Annotated in this window: 15 protein-coding genes; all 15 read right to left on the reverse strand. The window is 61.3% G+C overall.

Annotated elements, in window-relative coordinates:
- Positions 1-4 precede the first annotated feature (4 nt).
- The 15 genes from D9R08_RS03715 to D9R08_RS03785 all read right to left on the reverse strand — a co-directional run bounded on the left by D9R08_RS03715 (position 5) and on the right by D9R08_RS03785 (position 15249).
- Positions 5-2422 (reverse strand): ligase-associated DNA damage response DEXH box helicase, encoded by a 2418-nt coding sequence (locus D9R08_RS03715; RefSeq protein ID WP_121896616.1) that lies wholly within the window; start codon positions 2420-2422, stop codon positions 5-7.
- 75 nt (positions 2423-2497) lie between these two features.
- Positions 2498-3820, reverse strand: coding sequence for an ATPase (locus tag D9R08_RS03720; protein WP_121896617.1), 1323 nt, complete (start codon positions 3818-3820; stop codon positions 2498-2500).
- A gap of 87 nt (positions 3821-3907) precedes the next feature.
- A complete protein-coding gene (locus tag D9R08_RS03725) occupies positions 3908-4405 on the reverse strand; it encodes an A24 family peptidase (protein ID WP_121896618.1) in 498 nt (165 codons plus the stop codon).
- Positions 4405-5262, reverse strand: a complete 858-nt coding sequence (locus D9R08_RS03730; protein WP_121896619.1) for a tetratricopeptide repeat protein — start codon at positions 5260-5262, stop codon at positions 4405-4407. Before D9R08_RS03730 ends, D9R08_RS03725 begins: the two co-directional genes overlap by 1 nt.
- 30 nt (positions 5263-5292) lie before the next feature.
- Positions 5293-5865 carry a tetratricopeptide repeat protein gene (locus D9R08_RS03735; protein ID WP_121896620.1) on the reverse strand — a complete coding sequence of 191 codons (573 nt, stop codon included), beginning with the start codon at positions 5863-5865 and terminating at the stop codon, positions 5293-5295.
- Between the two features lie 15 nt (positions 5866-5880).
- Positions 5881-6870 carry a type II secretion system F family protein gene (locus tag D9R08_RS03740; protein WP_121896621.1) on the reverse strand — a complete coding sequence of 330 codons (990 nt, stop codon included), beginning with the start codon at positions 6868-6870 and terminating at the stop codon, positions 5881-5883.
- Between the two features lie 14 nt (positions 6871-6884).
- The gene (locus D9R08_RS03745) at positions 6885-7853 is read right to left on the reverse strand and encodes a type II secretion system F family protein (protein ID WP_121896622.1); all 969 of its coding nucleotides are present in this window, start codon (positions 7851-7853) and stop codon (positions 6885-6887) included.
- Between the two features lie 5 nt (positions 7854-7858).
- Positions 7859-9322, reverse strand: a complete 1464-nt coding sequence (locus D9R08_RS03750) for a CpaF family protein (RefSeq protein ID WP_121896623.1) — start codon at positions 9320-9322, stop codon at positions 7859-7861.
- 12 nt (positions 9323-9334) lie between these two features.
- A complete protein-coding gene (locus D9R08_RS03755; RefSeq protein WP_121896624.1) occupies positions 9335-10588 on the reverse strand; it encodes an AAA family ATPase in 1254 nt (417 codons plus the stop codon).
- 228 nt (positions 10589-10816) lie between these two features.
- Positions 10817-11437: an OmpA family protein gene (locus tag D9R08_RS03760; protein ID WP_121896625.1), complete on the reverse strand. Its 621-nt coding sequence runs from the start codon at positions 11435-11437 to the stop codon at positions 10817-10819.
- A gap of 4 nt (positions 11438-11441) precedes the next feature.
- Positions 11442-12824 (reverse strand): type II and III secretion system protein family protein, encoded by a 1383-nt coding sequence (locus D9R08_RS03765; protein ID WP_121896626.1) that lies wholly within the window; start codon positions 12822-12824, stop codon positions 11442-11444.
- A gap of 206 nt (positions 12825-13030) precedes the next feature.
- Positions 13031-13852, reverse strand: a complete 822-nt coding sequence (cpaB, locus tag D9R08_RS03770; RefSeq protein WP_121896627.1) for a Flp pilus assembly protein CpaB — start codon at positions 13850-13852, stop codon at positions 13031-13033.
- A gap of 220 nt (positions 13853-14072) precedes the next feature.
- Complete coding sequence (locus tag D9R08_RS03775) at positions 14073-14306, reverse strand: Flp family type IVb pilin (protein WP_121896839.1); 234 nt, start codon at positions 14304-14306, stop codon at positions 14073-14075.
- Between the two features lie 262 nt (positions 14307-14568).
- Positions 14569-14769, reverse strand: a complete 201-nt coding sequence (locus D9R08_RS03780) for a Flp family type IVb pilin (RefSeq protein WP_121896628.1) — start codon at positions 14767-14769, stop codon at positions 14569-14571.
- A gap of 249 nt (positions 14770-15018) precedes the next feature.
- Complete coding sequence (locus D9R08_RS03785) at positions 15019-15249, reverse strand: hypothetical protein (RefSeq protein WP_121896629.1); 231 nt, start codon at positions 15247-15249, stop codon at positions 15019-15021.
- Between the last annotated feature and the right edge of the window lie 212 nt (positions 15250-15461).

The raw sequence follows: 15461 nt of genomic DNA on the forward strand, positions 1-15461 counted from the left end.
TCATCTATCCAGCCGCAGGCAGTCCCGCTTCGGCCATCAGGCGGGCGGCCTCTTCCTCCACCAGGCGCTGCTCTGCGCGACCTTTGACGGCGACCCGGCCCACCTCCAGAAACAGCGGCGCCGCCAATGGCGTCAGCCTCGGCAGTTGCACGTGGTCTATCCTGTCGCCGATCCGCGTCAGCAGGGCATCGATGCGGCCGTAATCGACCATGCCGCGCATCGCCTCCGCCCTCGTGATCTCAAGCATCACATGGGTGGGATCGTATTTGCGAAGCGTATCATAAAGGATGTCTGTCGAAAATGTCGCCTGCCGCCCGGTCTTGCGCTTGCCTGCAGGCATGTTCCGGTCAATCAGCCCGGCGATGATGGCCGCCCCTTTGAAGGTGCGTTTCATCACCGCGTTTCCGGACAACCAGGTTTCCATCGTCTCGGTCAGATTTTCCCTCGAAAAGAGCGGTTTGGCATCTTTCAGCGGATCAAGCCCCCAGATCAGCGTCGCATAATCGGTTGAGACGAAGCCAAGTGGATTCAGCCCTTCCTCCTCCATGCGTTGGGTGAGCAGAAGCCCAAGGGTCTGCTGCGCGTTCTTGCCGGCAAATCCGTAAACGCAGACATGTTCGCGGCCGTCATGGGGAAAGCTCTCCACCAGAAGGCGGTCGCGCTCCGGCAGGCGGGACACCTCGCGTTGCAGCGCCAGCCATTCGGCCGTGTGGGCCGGGAGGTTGGGCCACTTCTCCTGCCGGAACATGGCAAGAATTCTGTCGGACAGCTGGGTCGACGTGGCAAATTTGCTGCCCATGAAAGTCGCGACCTTCGGTTTGTCGGACGGGCTGCGCGTGACCTCGATGGTCATCTCACGCAATCCTTCATAGCGCACGATCTGGCCACCGATCAGAAATGTGTCTCCCTTCACCAGCGTGGCCGCAAACTCTTCCTCCACCTCGCCGAGGGGCATGCCGCCACGGGCATGTTTCAGGCGCACCTTCAGCTTGTCGGAGGCCAGGATCGTGCCGATGTTCATACGGATCTGGCGCGCGGCGCGCGGGTCGCGCAACTGCCAGTGCCCGTCGGGTCTCAGGATCAGTTTTTGCCAGCGATCATAGGACTTCAGCGCGTATCCTCCGGTGGCGCAGAAATCCAGGCACCGATCGAACCTGTCGCGGGAGAGCGTGGCATAGGCCCCCGCCGAGATGACCTCGGCATACAGATCATCGGCGCCGAAGGGCCCAGCGGCGGCACGGATCAGGATATGCTGGCACAGCACATCCAGCGGGCCGTCCCCCATCGGCTCGCCGTCCAGATCATGATCGCGCGCGGCCTCCAATGCGGCAACGCATTCGACAACCTCGAACCGGTTCGCCGGCACCAGAAGTGCCTTGGACGGCGCGTTGTAGCGATGGTTGGCCCGGCCGATCCGCTGAACCAGCCGCTTGACGTTTTTCGGCGCGCCCACCTGAATGACGAGATCCACATCGCCCCAGTCAATGCCCAGATCAAGCGAGCCGGTGCAGACAATCGCGCGCAGCTCGCCCGCGACCATCGCCGCCTCCACCTTCTCGCGTTGTTCGCGGGAGAGGGCGCCGTGATGGATGCCGATGGGCAGCCGGTCTTCATTGGCGAGCCAGAGATGATGGAAGAAAATCTCCGCCTGCGCGCGGGTATTGTGGAAGATCAGACTGGTCTTGTGTGCCTTCACCTGTTCCAGAACCGCTGGGATCGCATAGCGGCCTCCGCCGCCGGACCAGGGCGGGCGGTCGCTGGTTTCCAGCATCGAGATATCCGGGTCGGGCCCGGGATCGGCCTCCAGGATCTGGCAGGGGTCGGGATGGCGGGCGAGAATGCGGGCGATGGCCGGCGGGTCCTCGACCGTGGCGGAAAGACCGACCCGGCGCAATCCGGGCGCAAGCGTTGACAGGCGCGACAGCGCCAGCATCAACTGGTCGCCGCGTTTGCTTTCGGAAAGGGCGTGAATCTCGTCGACGATCACCCGTTGCAGACCTTTGAACATATGGCCCGCATCCTCGTAGGAGGTGAGCAGCGCCAGGCTCTCCGGCGTGGTCAGCAGGATATGCGGGGGATCGGCGCGCTGGCGTTTTCTTTGCGTCTGGGTGGTATCGCCAGTCCGATCCTCGATACGGATCGGCAGGCCGATCTCCTCCACCGGGGTCCGCAGATTGCGTTTGATGTCGGCAGCCAGAGCCTTCAGGGGCGAGATATAGAGCGTGTGTAGGCCCTGGTGCCGGCCATCGGCAAGCTCCGCCAGCGTGGGTAAGAAGCCCGCCATGGTCTTGCCGCCCCCGGTGGGCGCGATCAGCAACTGACAGGGTTCCGCTGAAAGCTCCCACATCCGCTGCTGGTGCGGATGTATCGACCAGCCACGGGCACGGAACCAGTTGTCTATTTCCGGGGGCAATGCCGTCATGCGGCAGAGATAATGCCTGCGCGGGCCCGGGTCAGCCCCTTTTCGTGCCGATGCGTTGCGCGGATGAGCCCCGTGTCAGTGTACGATGGCTTCTTCTTTCACATACATGTTTTCCCACGCGCGATCGATCAGATCGGGCCGCATCTGATAGGGAATACCTTCGAATTCGCAGATCGCGATCAACTGGTCGATCAGGAAATTCGCATGGTAGTTGGCGTAGAGGTTGTTGATTTTCGGATAACGGACCTTGAGCATGTGGACGAGGGTTTCCTCATTCAGCGGCACCTTTTTCTTGCGCGCGACCATGGCAAAGACTTTCAGGAATTCCTCCTGCGTGGGCCCGTCGATCTTGACCTTGAAGAAGATCCGGCGAAGCGCCGCCTGGTCGAAGAGTTCATTCGGGTGGAAGTTGGTGGAGAAGATCACCAGCGTATCGAAGGGCACCTCGAATTTCTCACCGGATTGCAGCGCCAGAATATCGTATCCGGCTTCCATCGGAACAATCCAGCGGTTGATCAGCGCCTGTGGCGGCTCTTCCTGGCGGCCAAGGTCGTCGACGATGAACACGCCGCCGGAGGATTTGAGTTGCAGGCTGGCCTGATAGGTGCGGCTGACCGCGTTGTAGTTCAGGTCGAGCATGCTGAGCATCAGTTCGCCCCCGGTCATCACGGTGGGCCGCTTGCACAACAGATAGCGTGTATCGAACCGGGCCGAAGCCTTGCGCAGGCTGCTGCCGCCGGTCACTTCGGGTTCGCTGACCGGCGTGTGCACGATAGGATCGAACAGGGTAATGACCTGACCCGCATAGCTCAGCGCGCGTGGAATGTAGATGGTATCGCCCATCGCCGCGCGGATGCCTTCGGCGATGGAGGATTTGCCGTTGCCCGGCGGGCCGTAAAGCAGGACGGAACGCCCGGATCCCACTGCCGGCCCAAGCTGATCGATCAGGCCCTTTGGCAGGATCAGATGCCCCATGGAGGTTTCCAGCATCTCGCGTGTCAGGTGAATGTCACGGATGGACTGCCGCTTCGTCTGGATCTTGTAGGCCTCGAGCGGAACCGGCATCGCGCCGTAGTACTCCGACTGGCTGAGCGCATCCAGTGCGCGGGCCTTGCCGTTATCGGTGAGCTGGAAGCCCATTTCCGAGCCGGAGGTGGCATGCAGTGTTCCGGTTGCCTGCAGCAGGCTCATGTCGCGGGCCATGTCGATCAGGGCCTGGGTCAGGGTCAGCGGCAGGCAGATCGCCTCGGAGATCTCGGTCGCGGTTTCGACGTTCTTGCGGAAAATGGTTTTCAGCAGGATGTCCCGCATCATCACCATCGGCAGGCCGGTATCGCCCAGCTTGCGCAAGGCGGGCGGGGCAATACTGTCTGTCGCATTGGGAGTTTGAACGTTCATTGCAGGCCCTCTGACTGGTGCGATTCTGCCGGATGAATGCGGCACAAACTAGGCGGGTCGCCTTGAAAAACGGTCAATTCGAGCGGCTCAGGCCCAGAGCCCGAGACCGAGGATCAGATAGATCGACAGGGCGCCGGCCAGCGCCACGCCCATGGGAAAGAGCTTGCCCCGTTCCCACGATACCCAGTCCGGAGTGGCGCGGCGGACCGCCGGAACCCGGGCGGCCCCGCGATGTGTCACCCAGGAGGCGATCAGCACGACCGAGAAGAGCAGCAGGAAGAACAGAGCGTCCCCCGGCACGATGAACGGGGCCATGGCGGCGGCGAATTTGGCATCGCCCGCGCCGACCATTCCGATCGACGCAATGACGAAGCCGATGACCAATACCGCCAGAAGCTGCGCCAGACGCCAAAGATAGGCCTCAAAGGGCAACACGATCAGCCCGATCGCCAGAAATCCGCCCGCCAGCGCCAGAACGGCGATGTTGGGGATCCGCATCTCCCGCAGGTCGGACCAGGCCACCCAAAGACAGATAGGCAGCACGAATGGCAGGAACCAGGCGGCTTCGGCAAATGTCAGTTCCATCAGCCGCGAACCTCGGTATCGAGGGCGCGCAACGCCCGGACCGCGGCATCGAAATGCTGTGGATGGGCGTCGATCGCCTCGGCCAGCAGGCCGCGGCCCACATCGACCTCCCCCTGACGGATCGCGGCCAGCGCGGCGGTGTGCAGCAATTGCGCCCGCTCGATCTGGGTCATCTGGACCAGCGGAAGCCCGTACTGACCGCGCGCCGCGCGGGCCAGAACGAGGTTGTTCTTGGCGGTGAACAGGCTCGGATCGTAGGTGATGGCCTCGGTGAACAGCCGTTCGGCGGCTTCGCTGTCGCCGCGTGTCAGCTTCGAAAAGCCCCAGTTGTTCAGAACGCCCGCCGGCCGCGTCGTCAGGCCAACGGCCGTTTCATAGAAGCTGTCGGCGTTTTCCCATTCCTGATTGCTGTCGGCGATCATCGCTTCCAGACGGTAGCGCTCGAAAGTCTCGAAGGTGGGGGGCACCTGATCGAGCTGCGCTTCGGCTTCTTCCCAATCGCCGTTGCGGATCAGCGCGTCGGCGAAATCCACGCGGTCCTGATCCGTGGCCTCGCCGGTGTCTATAACGGCGCGCCAGACAACCGCCGCCTCGGTGGCGCGCCCGGCGCGGATCAGGCTTTGGCCCAGCCCCCGTCGCAGGTCGACGCGTTCGGGCTCCGCGGCGGAGGCGCGCCGGAAATAGGCGACCGCCTCTTCGGGGTCAGCCACGGTCAGCATGATATCGTTGAGATTTGTCTCGTCGATGACATTCATGGAATCCATCGCGCGATCGACATCCGCACGGTCGGAGTTTCCGCATGCGGCAAGTCCGACGGACAAGCCGACAACCAGAGTGATCCGGGTGGTCAGGCGCATTAGCGACCTCTTACTGCTCGATCGCTATGTTCACGGAGTCTCGTAGAGGACATAAAGGCCTCCGCCGCGACGCTCCAGGTCATAGCGGTTTTCATTATCTTCGGGAATATACCCGGTATTCTCCATTCTTGCGATAGCCAGCCGCAAGTTTTCACGAATGGAGTCCGTTTGGCCACTATCCAGCGCGAAGGCGTGCTGAAAGACCTGCCGCGCCTCGCCGTATTCGCCCTGTTCCATCAGAACGACCCCGAGATTGTTCCAGGCCGGAGGGAAATCGGGGTCTTCCTCGATCGCCGCGCGCAGCAGGGTTTCGGCCTGTCCAAGCCGCCCGAGTTGCAGGTTGGCCGAGCCCATGGCCGACAGATGCGCGGGCGTTGTGCCATCGCTGGCGGCCGAGCGGGTATAGGCCCGCAGCGCCAGCTCGTATTCGCCGGCATCCATCAGCCGGTGGCCGACGATCAGTCCGTCGACTGCATTTCGCAAAACAGGCGTACCTGAGGGGGCAGGCAGGCCCTGCCGCTCGTCACCCAAAGGTCCGGCCGCCTGATTGCCGCAGGCGGCCAGCGCGATAAGCGTGGTGATGATGATGAGCCCCCGCATCATAATCGTTCTCCTTGGTTAGAACCCGCTGCCAGCCCCTCCGAGGTTCTGTGCAATCCCGTAAACCGACGGGCCGATCAGAATGATCAACAATGGCGGGACACAGAACATCATCGTGCCGAGTGTCAGTTTCGTGGGCAGCTTATTGGCTTTTTCCTCGGCGCGCAGCACACGCTTGTCGCGCATCTCGCTGGCATAGACCCGAAGCGCGTCGGCAACAGAGGTGCCGAATGTCGCCGACTGGATCAACACCGTGACAAAGCTGTTCACGTCCTGAATATCGACGCGTTCGCCCATGTCACGTAAAACCTTGGTCTTGTCCTTGCCGGCCTTCATTTCATAGGCGACCATCTCGAACTCCTCGCACAGGGCGGGGTAGGCGGCGCGCATTTCCTTGGCGACGCGAATGATCGCCTGATCCAGCGACTGGCCGGCTTCAACGCAGACCAGCATCAGGTCCAGCGCGTCGGGGAAACCCTGCGTGATTTCCTCGGCCCGTTTCTGGACCCGCTTGGTCACCCAGTACTTCGGGAGGAAGTACCCGATACCGCCCGGCACGATCACCGACAGGATCGACGCCTGCGCGCTGAGACCGGGGGCGATCAGGACATAGATCGACCCAATCGCGAGCAGGCCAAGGCCAAGTGCGAACTGCGCGAAATGAAAGGTCTGGACCGCCCCTTTCGAGCGATATCCTGCACGGATCAGCGTCAGGCGGACCTGGCTGAGTTCGTCCACGTTCTGCGGTTCGAGGAATTGCGCAAACCGGTCAAGTCTCTGGTCCTTGCCGCCGACGCGCAACGCGCGGCCGGTGGTTTTTTCCTTTTCGGTTTTCGTCTGGTTCCGCAGCTTGTCCAGCGGGTCCTGCTTTCGAAACAGAAACGCGGGCAATGCGACGATGACCAGCAGGAACCCGAGGCCGCCGACCAGGATCAGGGGACCCAGATCGCCGAACATGCCGGTCATGACCTCATTGATGCTGGCCAGAAGGTTTTGGATGAAGTCCATGTGCTTACCCGTCCTCAGACCTTGATGTTGACCATGATACGCATGAAAACCATGTTGACGAACAACATGACGCCCACCACCGCGGCGGCGGGAATGAAGACGGGGCTTTCCATCACTTCACTGTAGTAATCGGGCTGCATGACGTTGATGCCGATCAGGCACAGGATCGGAAAGAAGGACAGGAAGCTGCCGGACCATTTCGCCTCGGCGGTGATGGCTCTCACCCGGCGGAAAAGCTTGAAACGCGCCCGGATCACATTGGCCAGCCCCTCAAGGATTTCGGCCAGATTGCCGCCCGAGGTTTGCTGGATGCCCACAGCCACCGCCATGAACCTCAGATCCTGCAAATCAAGGCGATCGGCCATGCTCTGAATGCTTTCGGCGATGTCGCGCCCATAGGCGGCTTCGTCGGCAATGACACCCAGCTCCGAGCCGAGCGGGTCGGCGACCTCCTTGGCGACCGTGTTGATGGCCGACACGAACGGGTGGCCCACGCGCAGCGCGCGCACCATCAACTCCACCGCGTCGGGCAGTTGCTCCTCGATCATGCCGATACGCTTCTTGGCCTTGGAATTGACCCAGTAAAACACGCCGCCCACGCCCATCGCGACCGAGATTAGCAGCCGGATCGGCAGGGAGGCCCCGGTCAGAAGCGTGAGCACGAGAAAGGCCGTCACCGTCAGTACGCCCATGACGATGATCAATTGCTGCGGCGTGAAGGCGATATTGGCCTTCTGGGCCTTGTCCGCGATCAGCGAATAAAGCGGGATGGTCCGCGATTTCATGTGCTGGTCCATCTCCTTGCGGAGCTTTGCCAGAACATCCTCGCGGGAGGATCCCTTCTCAAGCATGGTCAGGCGCCGGTTGACCCGCGCATTCATCGACACGGACTTGCCGAAGACCATCAGGTAAATGCCGTTTACGAGCATCACGATGCCGACAAAAATGCCAATGTAAATAAGAGGTTCGATGCTGAGTTGCATATCCGTTACTCCGCCGCCACGGGGTCGTAAATCGACATTGGCAGGTCATACCCCCATTGCTTGAAGCGCTCGGAGTAATGCGAACGCACGCCGCAGGCGGTGAACCGCCCGATGATCTTTCCGTCGGGTTTCAGGCCAAGGCGCTGATAGCGGAAGACTTCCTGCATCGAGATCACCTCCCCCTCCATGCCCGTCACCTCGGTGATCGAGACCATCCGGCGGGAGCCGTCCTGAAGGCGCGAGGCCTGCACGATGAGATTGACCGCCGAGGAGATCTGCGCGCGAACCGCCTTGATCGGCATCTCGATGCCCGACATGGCGATCATGTTTTCCAGACGCGAGCAGGCATCGCGGGCGGAGTTGGCGTGGATCGTGGTCATCGAGCCGTCATGGCCGGTGTTCATCGCCTGCAGCATGTCGATCACCTCGTCGCCGCGGGTTTCCCCGACAATGATCCGGTCCGGCCGCATCCGCAGCGCGTTCCTCAGGCAATCCCGCTGCGTGACCGCGCCCTTGCCCTCGACATTGGGGGGGCGGCTTTCCATCCGGCCCACATGGACCTGCTGCAGCTGCAGTTCCGCGGTATCCTCGATTGTGAGGATCCGTTCGGAATTGTCGATGAAGCTTGAAAGCGCGTTGAGCGTGGTTGTCTTGCCCGAGCCGGTCCCGCCGGAGACGATCACGTTCAGCCGGGTGGCAACGGCGGCTTGCAGATAGGCGGCCATCTCCTCGGAGAAGGCGCCGAACTTCACCAGGTCGTCGATCCCGAGCTTTTCCTTCTTGAACTTACGGATGGAAACCAGCGAGCCGTCGACGGCCACGGGTGGGACCATCGCATTGAAACGCGAGCCATCCTTGAGGCGTGCGTCCACATGCGGGTTGGATTCGTCGACCCGGCGGCCAACGGCCGACACGATCTTGTCGATGATCCTGAGAAGGTGGCGCTCGTCCTTGAAGCGCACATCGGTCAGGGTCAGGCGGCCATCGCGTTCTACGAACACCCGGTTCGGGCCATTGACCAGAATATCGTTGACCGTGTCGTCCTTCAGAAGCGGTTCCAGCGGGCCAAGACCGGTCACCTCGTCGAAAAGTTCCGTTTGCAGCGTCTGACGGTCTTCGCGGTTCAGAACCACGCCCATCTCGCTCAGCTCTTCGGTGGTGATCGCCATGATCTCCGCCTTCAGCTCGGTATCCTTGGCGCTTTCCAGTGCGGACAGGTTCAGGTTTTCGAGCAGCCGGTGGTGCATCTCGGTCTTGATCTCGTCGAGACGGAGCCGGCGTTTCTTCTCCTTGTCGAGATTTGCAACTTCCGCCGCCGGCCGGGCGGCCGCGCCATCCGACATCTGCTTGCGGTGGACCTTGGGCGCCTCGGTCGCGGCTGCACCGGTCTCGGGCGCATCGGGTTCGGGCACGACGGAAACGGGCGGTACGGCGTTTGTGGCCGAGGGTTTCTTGTACTTCGAGAACATGGCGATCTTTCCCTAGCCGGTGGCGGCTTCTGACAGCATCGCATTGAAGAGTCCGCTGCCCAGTTTCACGATATCTTTGCGCAACGGGTTTTTCTTTGCCATTTCGGCCAGAGGTACGCCGTGGTCGGCACATTGCGTGATCTGCTTGGCACCATCGGACAATTGCGTCGAAATCTTCACGCCAAGGCTGTCCGCCAGACGTTTGACGCGGGATTTCCCGTTCAGATCCAGGCTTTTCGGGGCGCGGTTCAGAACGAAATTCACCTTTTCAAGCGGCAGATCCTCTGACCGCAGCGCCTTGATGAAGCGCATCGCGTTCTGGGCCGAGCGCATGTCCAGTTCCAGCATGGCGAAGAACACATCCGTCCGGTGAAGGATCGTTTCGGTCCACTGCACGATCGTGGTCGGCATGTCGATGATGACGATGTCGAAGCATTCGGTGGCGAGGTTCAGAATCGCCTCCACATCCTCTGGGCCGATCATGTCGAGCGGAATGATCTCCGCCGGCGCAGTGAAGACCGACATTTTGCCGTGGTAATCCACCAGCGCCTGCTTAAACGCGTCCACATCCATGCTCTGGCTGTCCGACAGCACTTCGAGGATCACCTCGCGGCGTGGCAGATCAAGGAATGTGGAGGCCGAGCCGAACTGAAGATCCAGGTCGATCAGGCAGACCGACGGAGATTTCTTCTTGTCGATATTGGCCAGTTCCCACGCAAGATTGACTGCCAGCGTGGTGGCCCCGGTGCCGCCGGCAAGGCTTTGCACCGCGAAGATCGCCGAGCGGCCCTCCAGACGCGGGGACGGGTCGATGGTCGCTCCGCTTTGCGGCGGGGCGGGCAGCCTTACCACGGGTTCGGGTTCGCGGATCCTCTTTATCGCGTCGTGCAACGCACGTTCGGGCAGGGGGTACGGCACGAAATCATCCGCCCCCAGCTTCAGAAGCTGGTGCAGACCCTGCGTGCTGAGATCGTCGGCGATCAGGATGACCTTGATGTCTTTTTCCTTCGCGCCGCGAATGATCTCGCCGATCAGGCCGATATCGCCCTCGTCGCTCTGATCCACGGCGATGGCCACGAACTCCAGCTCGCCGGATTCGGTCTGGTCAAGAAAGGCGCGGGCTTCCTCAAGGTGCAGATCGCCCCAGGATTCACCCAGTTCGGCTTCCATGTCATCGATCAGCAGATCGAATTTCTGAACATCCCGGGATATCGTGGAAGCCACGATCGGCGCGGGGTCTGATTTCAGCGCAAGTCCGCCACTCATTCCTCAATTCCCATATTGCCTGACTTCGCCAGGTTCTGTAGCCACCCGGGCCCTGCATGTTTTTGCCGGGTCAGATGGGCCAGGGTCATTTCCGCGCTGCTCGGATGCGGAATCGCCCCATGCCTTGGAACTGTTTTGGCTGCTAAAATGGGCAACAATACGACCAAATTGCCCAAACTATTGGGAAATCGCCACGCCGGTTAGGCGTGGCGATCAACAGGTGCGAGGCTACTCTTCCGCCGCTCCTGCGCTGCCGCTGGCATAGGCCCTATAGACGATTGCCGCATATCGGCCATCAAGAACCATCGGGTTGTCCTGCACGAACCCGCTGACCTCTGTCACGGTCCGGCGATTGCGGCGTTCCCGGCCCTGGGTTGCAACGATCGGTTGTGTTTCCCCTAGGGAAACAAGGGCATGGAGCCGGCTGCGGCTGATCCCCTGGCTGACCAGATAATTCACCGCGGCCCGCGCTCTGCGCAACCCGAGCTGGTGGTTGTAAGCCTGGCTGCCGACCAGATCGGTGTGGCCGTACACGCTGAACTGAACCTCGGGGAACTGCCGGATCCAGGTCGCCTGTCGGCGGAGCGTGGTACGCGCGGCATCGTCAAGTTGCGCCGAATTGAACGCAAATGTGATGGTTGTGGGCACTTCGGCGGCGAATCGCTCCGCGAGGCTTTCGACGTAGCTGCGCTGACCGGACATCACGAGCACGTTGTTCATGGTCGGGTTGCCGAAGCCTCCCTCGTCCATGCGTCCGCCAGCCTGCCGGTCGAGGGTGGATGCGCAGCCGGCCAGCGCCAGGGCGGCAAGGGCGAAGACAGCGTATTTTGCGGGTGTCAGGATAGCCATCTGCTTACTCCATCACATAGCCGTAGGAGCCACCGAAATCCTGCTGCGCCACATCGGCCGCGGCAGATCCCGCACGGTTCGCGCCGGCGACCCTGCCGTTCAGGAACAGTTCCCTCTCGGTCGGGATCGCAACCCTGTCCGTCGGCAGCGCCAGAGCCTCACCGCGGGTCGGAGACACCAGATGCGCGGTCACGATGACGACCAGTTCGCTTTGCTCACGCTGATAGTTGGTGCTGCGGAAAAGCGCGCCCAGAACCGGGATGTCGCCAAGCCACGGCACCTGACCGATGGAGTCGCGGAAATCGTCCTGCAGAAGGCCCGCGATGGCAAAGCTTTCACCATCCCGCATCTCGACGGTCGTACTGGCGGACCGGGTGCTGAGCGACGGGATCTGGTTGCCTGCAATCGCCGTGGTTTGCCCGATGGAGGAGATTTCCGTTGCAAGCACCAGATTGATCACGCCATCACCCACGACTGTCGGTGTGAAGTTCAGGTCGATCCCGAAGGGCTTGAACTCGATACCGATACCATCGTCGCTTTGCGTGGGGATCGGAAATTCACCACCTGCAAAGAAGCTTGCTTCCTGCCCCGACAAGGCCGAAAGGTTCGGCTCGGCCAGGGTGCGCACCATGCCGTTGGTCTCCAACGCCTCAAGGAGGATGCCGAATTGGGCGCTGCCAGATCCGAAAGTGATCCCGAGTACCCCGTTCGCACCATCGAGAGTTGGGTTGATTACTGCAGCCGGGAAGTTCGCTGCTGCGCTGCCCGATCCGAACCGCACATCGCCTCTGTTGGCGCCGAAGCTGGTGGAGAGGTTTTGACGGACACTCCGCGACATCTCGGCAAAACGCACCTGTAACATCACCTGTTGCGTGCCGCCGACCATCATCAGGTTGGAGACACGTCCGGGCGCGTAGCGCTCGGCCAGTTCCAGGGCCCGTTCGACAGCACGGCCGGAACTGACGATACCGGACAGCACGATGCCGTCATTTGCGGTGCGTACCTCGACGGGTTCACCATGCAGGATGTCGCGCAAACGCTCCCGCAGCTCTGCCACATCCGGGACGACCTGAACCTCGACATTCGCGATCAGGCCGCCATCGACGCCCAGAAGCGTCATCGTGGTCCGGCCCGGGGCGCGGCCCAGAACATAGATCGTGCGCTCCGACAATGTCACCATATCCGCGATTGCGGGGTTCGCGACCGAAATCTCTGCGAAAATGGCTTCGCTTTCCACCACGACGGCCCGGTTCATCGGAACCCTCAGCGAGGTGGAGGTGCTGCCTTCGAGAACGCGCAGCGTCTGTGCCTGAATGCCGACAGGCAATACTACCAACGCAAGGGCGCAGCCGATCAGGCCTGCCCGGATAAGGGTCATAAAGCTCATTGTGATCCTGCCTCTCTGATCACGTTATGGGCCGATTTTTCGTGCCCGATTGGGCGCACCATGCCTCAATTCCGCTTTCCGCGCAAGAATCAGGGAGTTGCGGGTCGTTTCTTATGTGTTCAGGAAACCACGCGACCCAAGGTGTCGCGGCAAACGCAATGCGGCCCCCAAGATGCTGGGGGCCGCGATCGTCTGTTTCGGAAAGCTCAGTTGGTGCAGGGTACAGGTATCACGACCACTTCGCCGCCCCGGCGGTTGCGGACCGTGCAGATCCGCGGGCCGGCTTCCTGCTCCACGGCAACGATACCCAGAAGCTGGTCCTGGTTGATCTCGACCGTCTCGCTGATCGTATCGTCGCCCACACCGACCAGCGCGAGCGTCAGGCGTCCGGTCGATTGCGCATGCGCCAGCGCCGCGATCTCTTCGGGCGGGGCTTCGACGGTGATCGTGCGGGCGATAGTCGGGTTGTTGCGATCCTCATCCGCGATCTGATCGATTGCGATGATCTGCACATTGGACCGGATCAGCCGTGTGACGTTCTCCCCACGCGACGTGCCGGTCCAGTAGACATCAACCCGGTCGCCCGGACGCAGGAAGCCGGACACGCCCGAGGCCACATCGACCGACAGGGCGAAGGCGCGCATCCCGGCGCCAAGCCGAGAAGCCACGCCGGCATCCTCGCCGGGGGCGGTCACCTTGGAAATCAGCACCGGCTCGTCGCGCTCCATGACACGCAGAACGGTGCGCAACTCATCCGTGCCGGCGGGAAAAAGATCCTCCTGGCTGGTGAATGCGCCAAAAGGCACATGGCTTGCAGGCCATTGCACCGCTGTGACATCCTCGGGCCGCAGCACCTGGCCATAGCGCAGCTGCGTATTCACCACGAAGACCTCGGTGGTCTGGATGATGGCATTGCTCTGATTGGCCAGTGCGCGTTGATACTGCGCAAACCGATCCTGCGCGACATAAACCGCAAATCCTGCCAAGGCGACGCCGACGATGAGGACAAGCCCGAAAATCACTCGCATGTCGTAGGTCCTTTTTTATCAGTGCGCGGCACAGGCCCGAAGACATGTGCCGCGCGGTTTTCCGCTGATGATCATGGTTCGTAAATTGGGCAGAAACATGGTCCCGCGGCGGAGACATTGGGTCTGGCCGCCGAGATTTGCTTCCCCTCGGCGGCCATCCGCAATTTCACCTGGCATTCGAACGGTCCGGTACCTGTCGCCACGGTCCGGGCACGGCTTGTCACGGGGTGGTCGTTGTTTCCGTGAAGGTGACGTTGTTGGCGAACGGATCGGTCAGCGGGTCCGTATCGGTCAGTGCCTGGCCGATATCGGTGGACAACTCTTCCATTCCGCCTGACACGACCGAGATCACGGCGAGGCCAAGGCCGACCAAAGCGGCGGTCAGAACGACCCAGTCGACGGTGACAGCACCGGACTCGTCGGCGAAAAAGGTCTTTGCATCGGTAAGTTTCATGATTTGCTCCTGCATGGATGCTTGATTGGATCAGCCCGCGTCTTGCAGGCAGGCGCATTCTGCAGCCGGCACCTCGATGGGTGCGGTCTGTCTCGAATTCGGCCAAGGCAGGAATGTGGCGGAGCGGCGGCTTGGCGTGGCCAATTCGCAAGTCTTTGAATCAAACTATGAGCTTTGCGGGGGCGTGAGGGCGCTCAAACAGCAACGGGCGCCGACCCTGAAGGGTGACGCCCGCATACCTGTCTGTCCTGTCTTGAACGTGTTACTCGTTGAAACCGGTGCGGATATGGTCGGTCATCAATTGCGTACGGATATCCTCCGACAGATCTTCCAAACCAGCACCCACCACATTCGTGACGGCCAGGCCAAGTCCCACCAAAGCGGCAGTTAAAACCACCCAATCGACACTTACGACGCCGCTCTCATCCTTAACAAAGGACGCGGCAAAATCGAGACTCGGCATTCGGGATTCTCCCCAACGATAGTTAAGCGGGTCCGTAGACCCCAGAGCAGACAGGGGCAGAGTCGTGGCGAAATGCGGCGGGAATGTGTCAAAGTTGCGCGGTTCTGATGCATTTTTGACAAATTTGAGAACCAATCTCGGCAAATTGTTACCTGAGCCGACACAACGAAAAAGCCGCGCCCGGTCGGGCGCGGCTATTGTTTCTTTTTTCGAACAAGACCGCCGCTCAGGCGAACCTGCCGCCGGGGATTAGTCCGTGACAGGATCGTCGGAGTCATCTGCCGGCAAGGTGAAGTCATATGTGGTTGCGCCGGCCGTGCCCAGAGCGGTATCGATGCTGTTTGCCACGTCGCCAACGCCACCGGACACAACGGCCATGACGGCCAGGCCGAGGCCCACGATGGCTGCGGTCAGCACGACCCAGTCAACGGTCACGGCACCGGATTCGGATGCGATAAAGGTTTTCATCAGTTTGGTCATAGTCTCTGTCTCCAGTTTTAACTTCGATTTCGAGTTTCCGTCAGTCTACCTGGTTGGCTCCTGCCCCTTAGGATGGTGATGTTTTCCCCCGAAAAGGCGGCGCAAATTGGGCGCTATCTGGCTTTTTATGAGAATTGTTCGCGGTTCTTTTAGGTTTCACTTACCCAAAAATCGGAAATCGCCGGATCCTGAGCCTATTGTTTCCGAACGGG

The organism is Rhodophyticola porphyridii, from assembly GCF_003688285.1.
In the GTDB taxonomy this organism is placed as follows: domain Bacteria; phylum Pseudomonadota; class Alphaproteobacteria; order Rhodobacterales; family Rhodobacteraceae; genus Rhodophyticola; species Rhodophyticola porphyridii.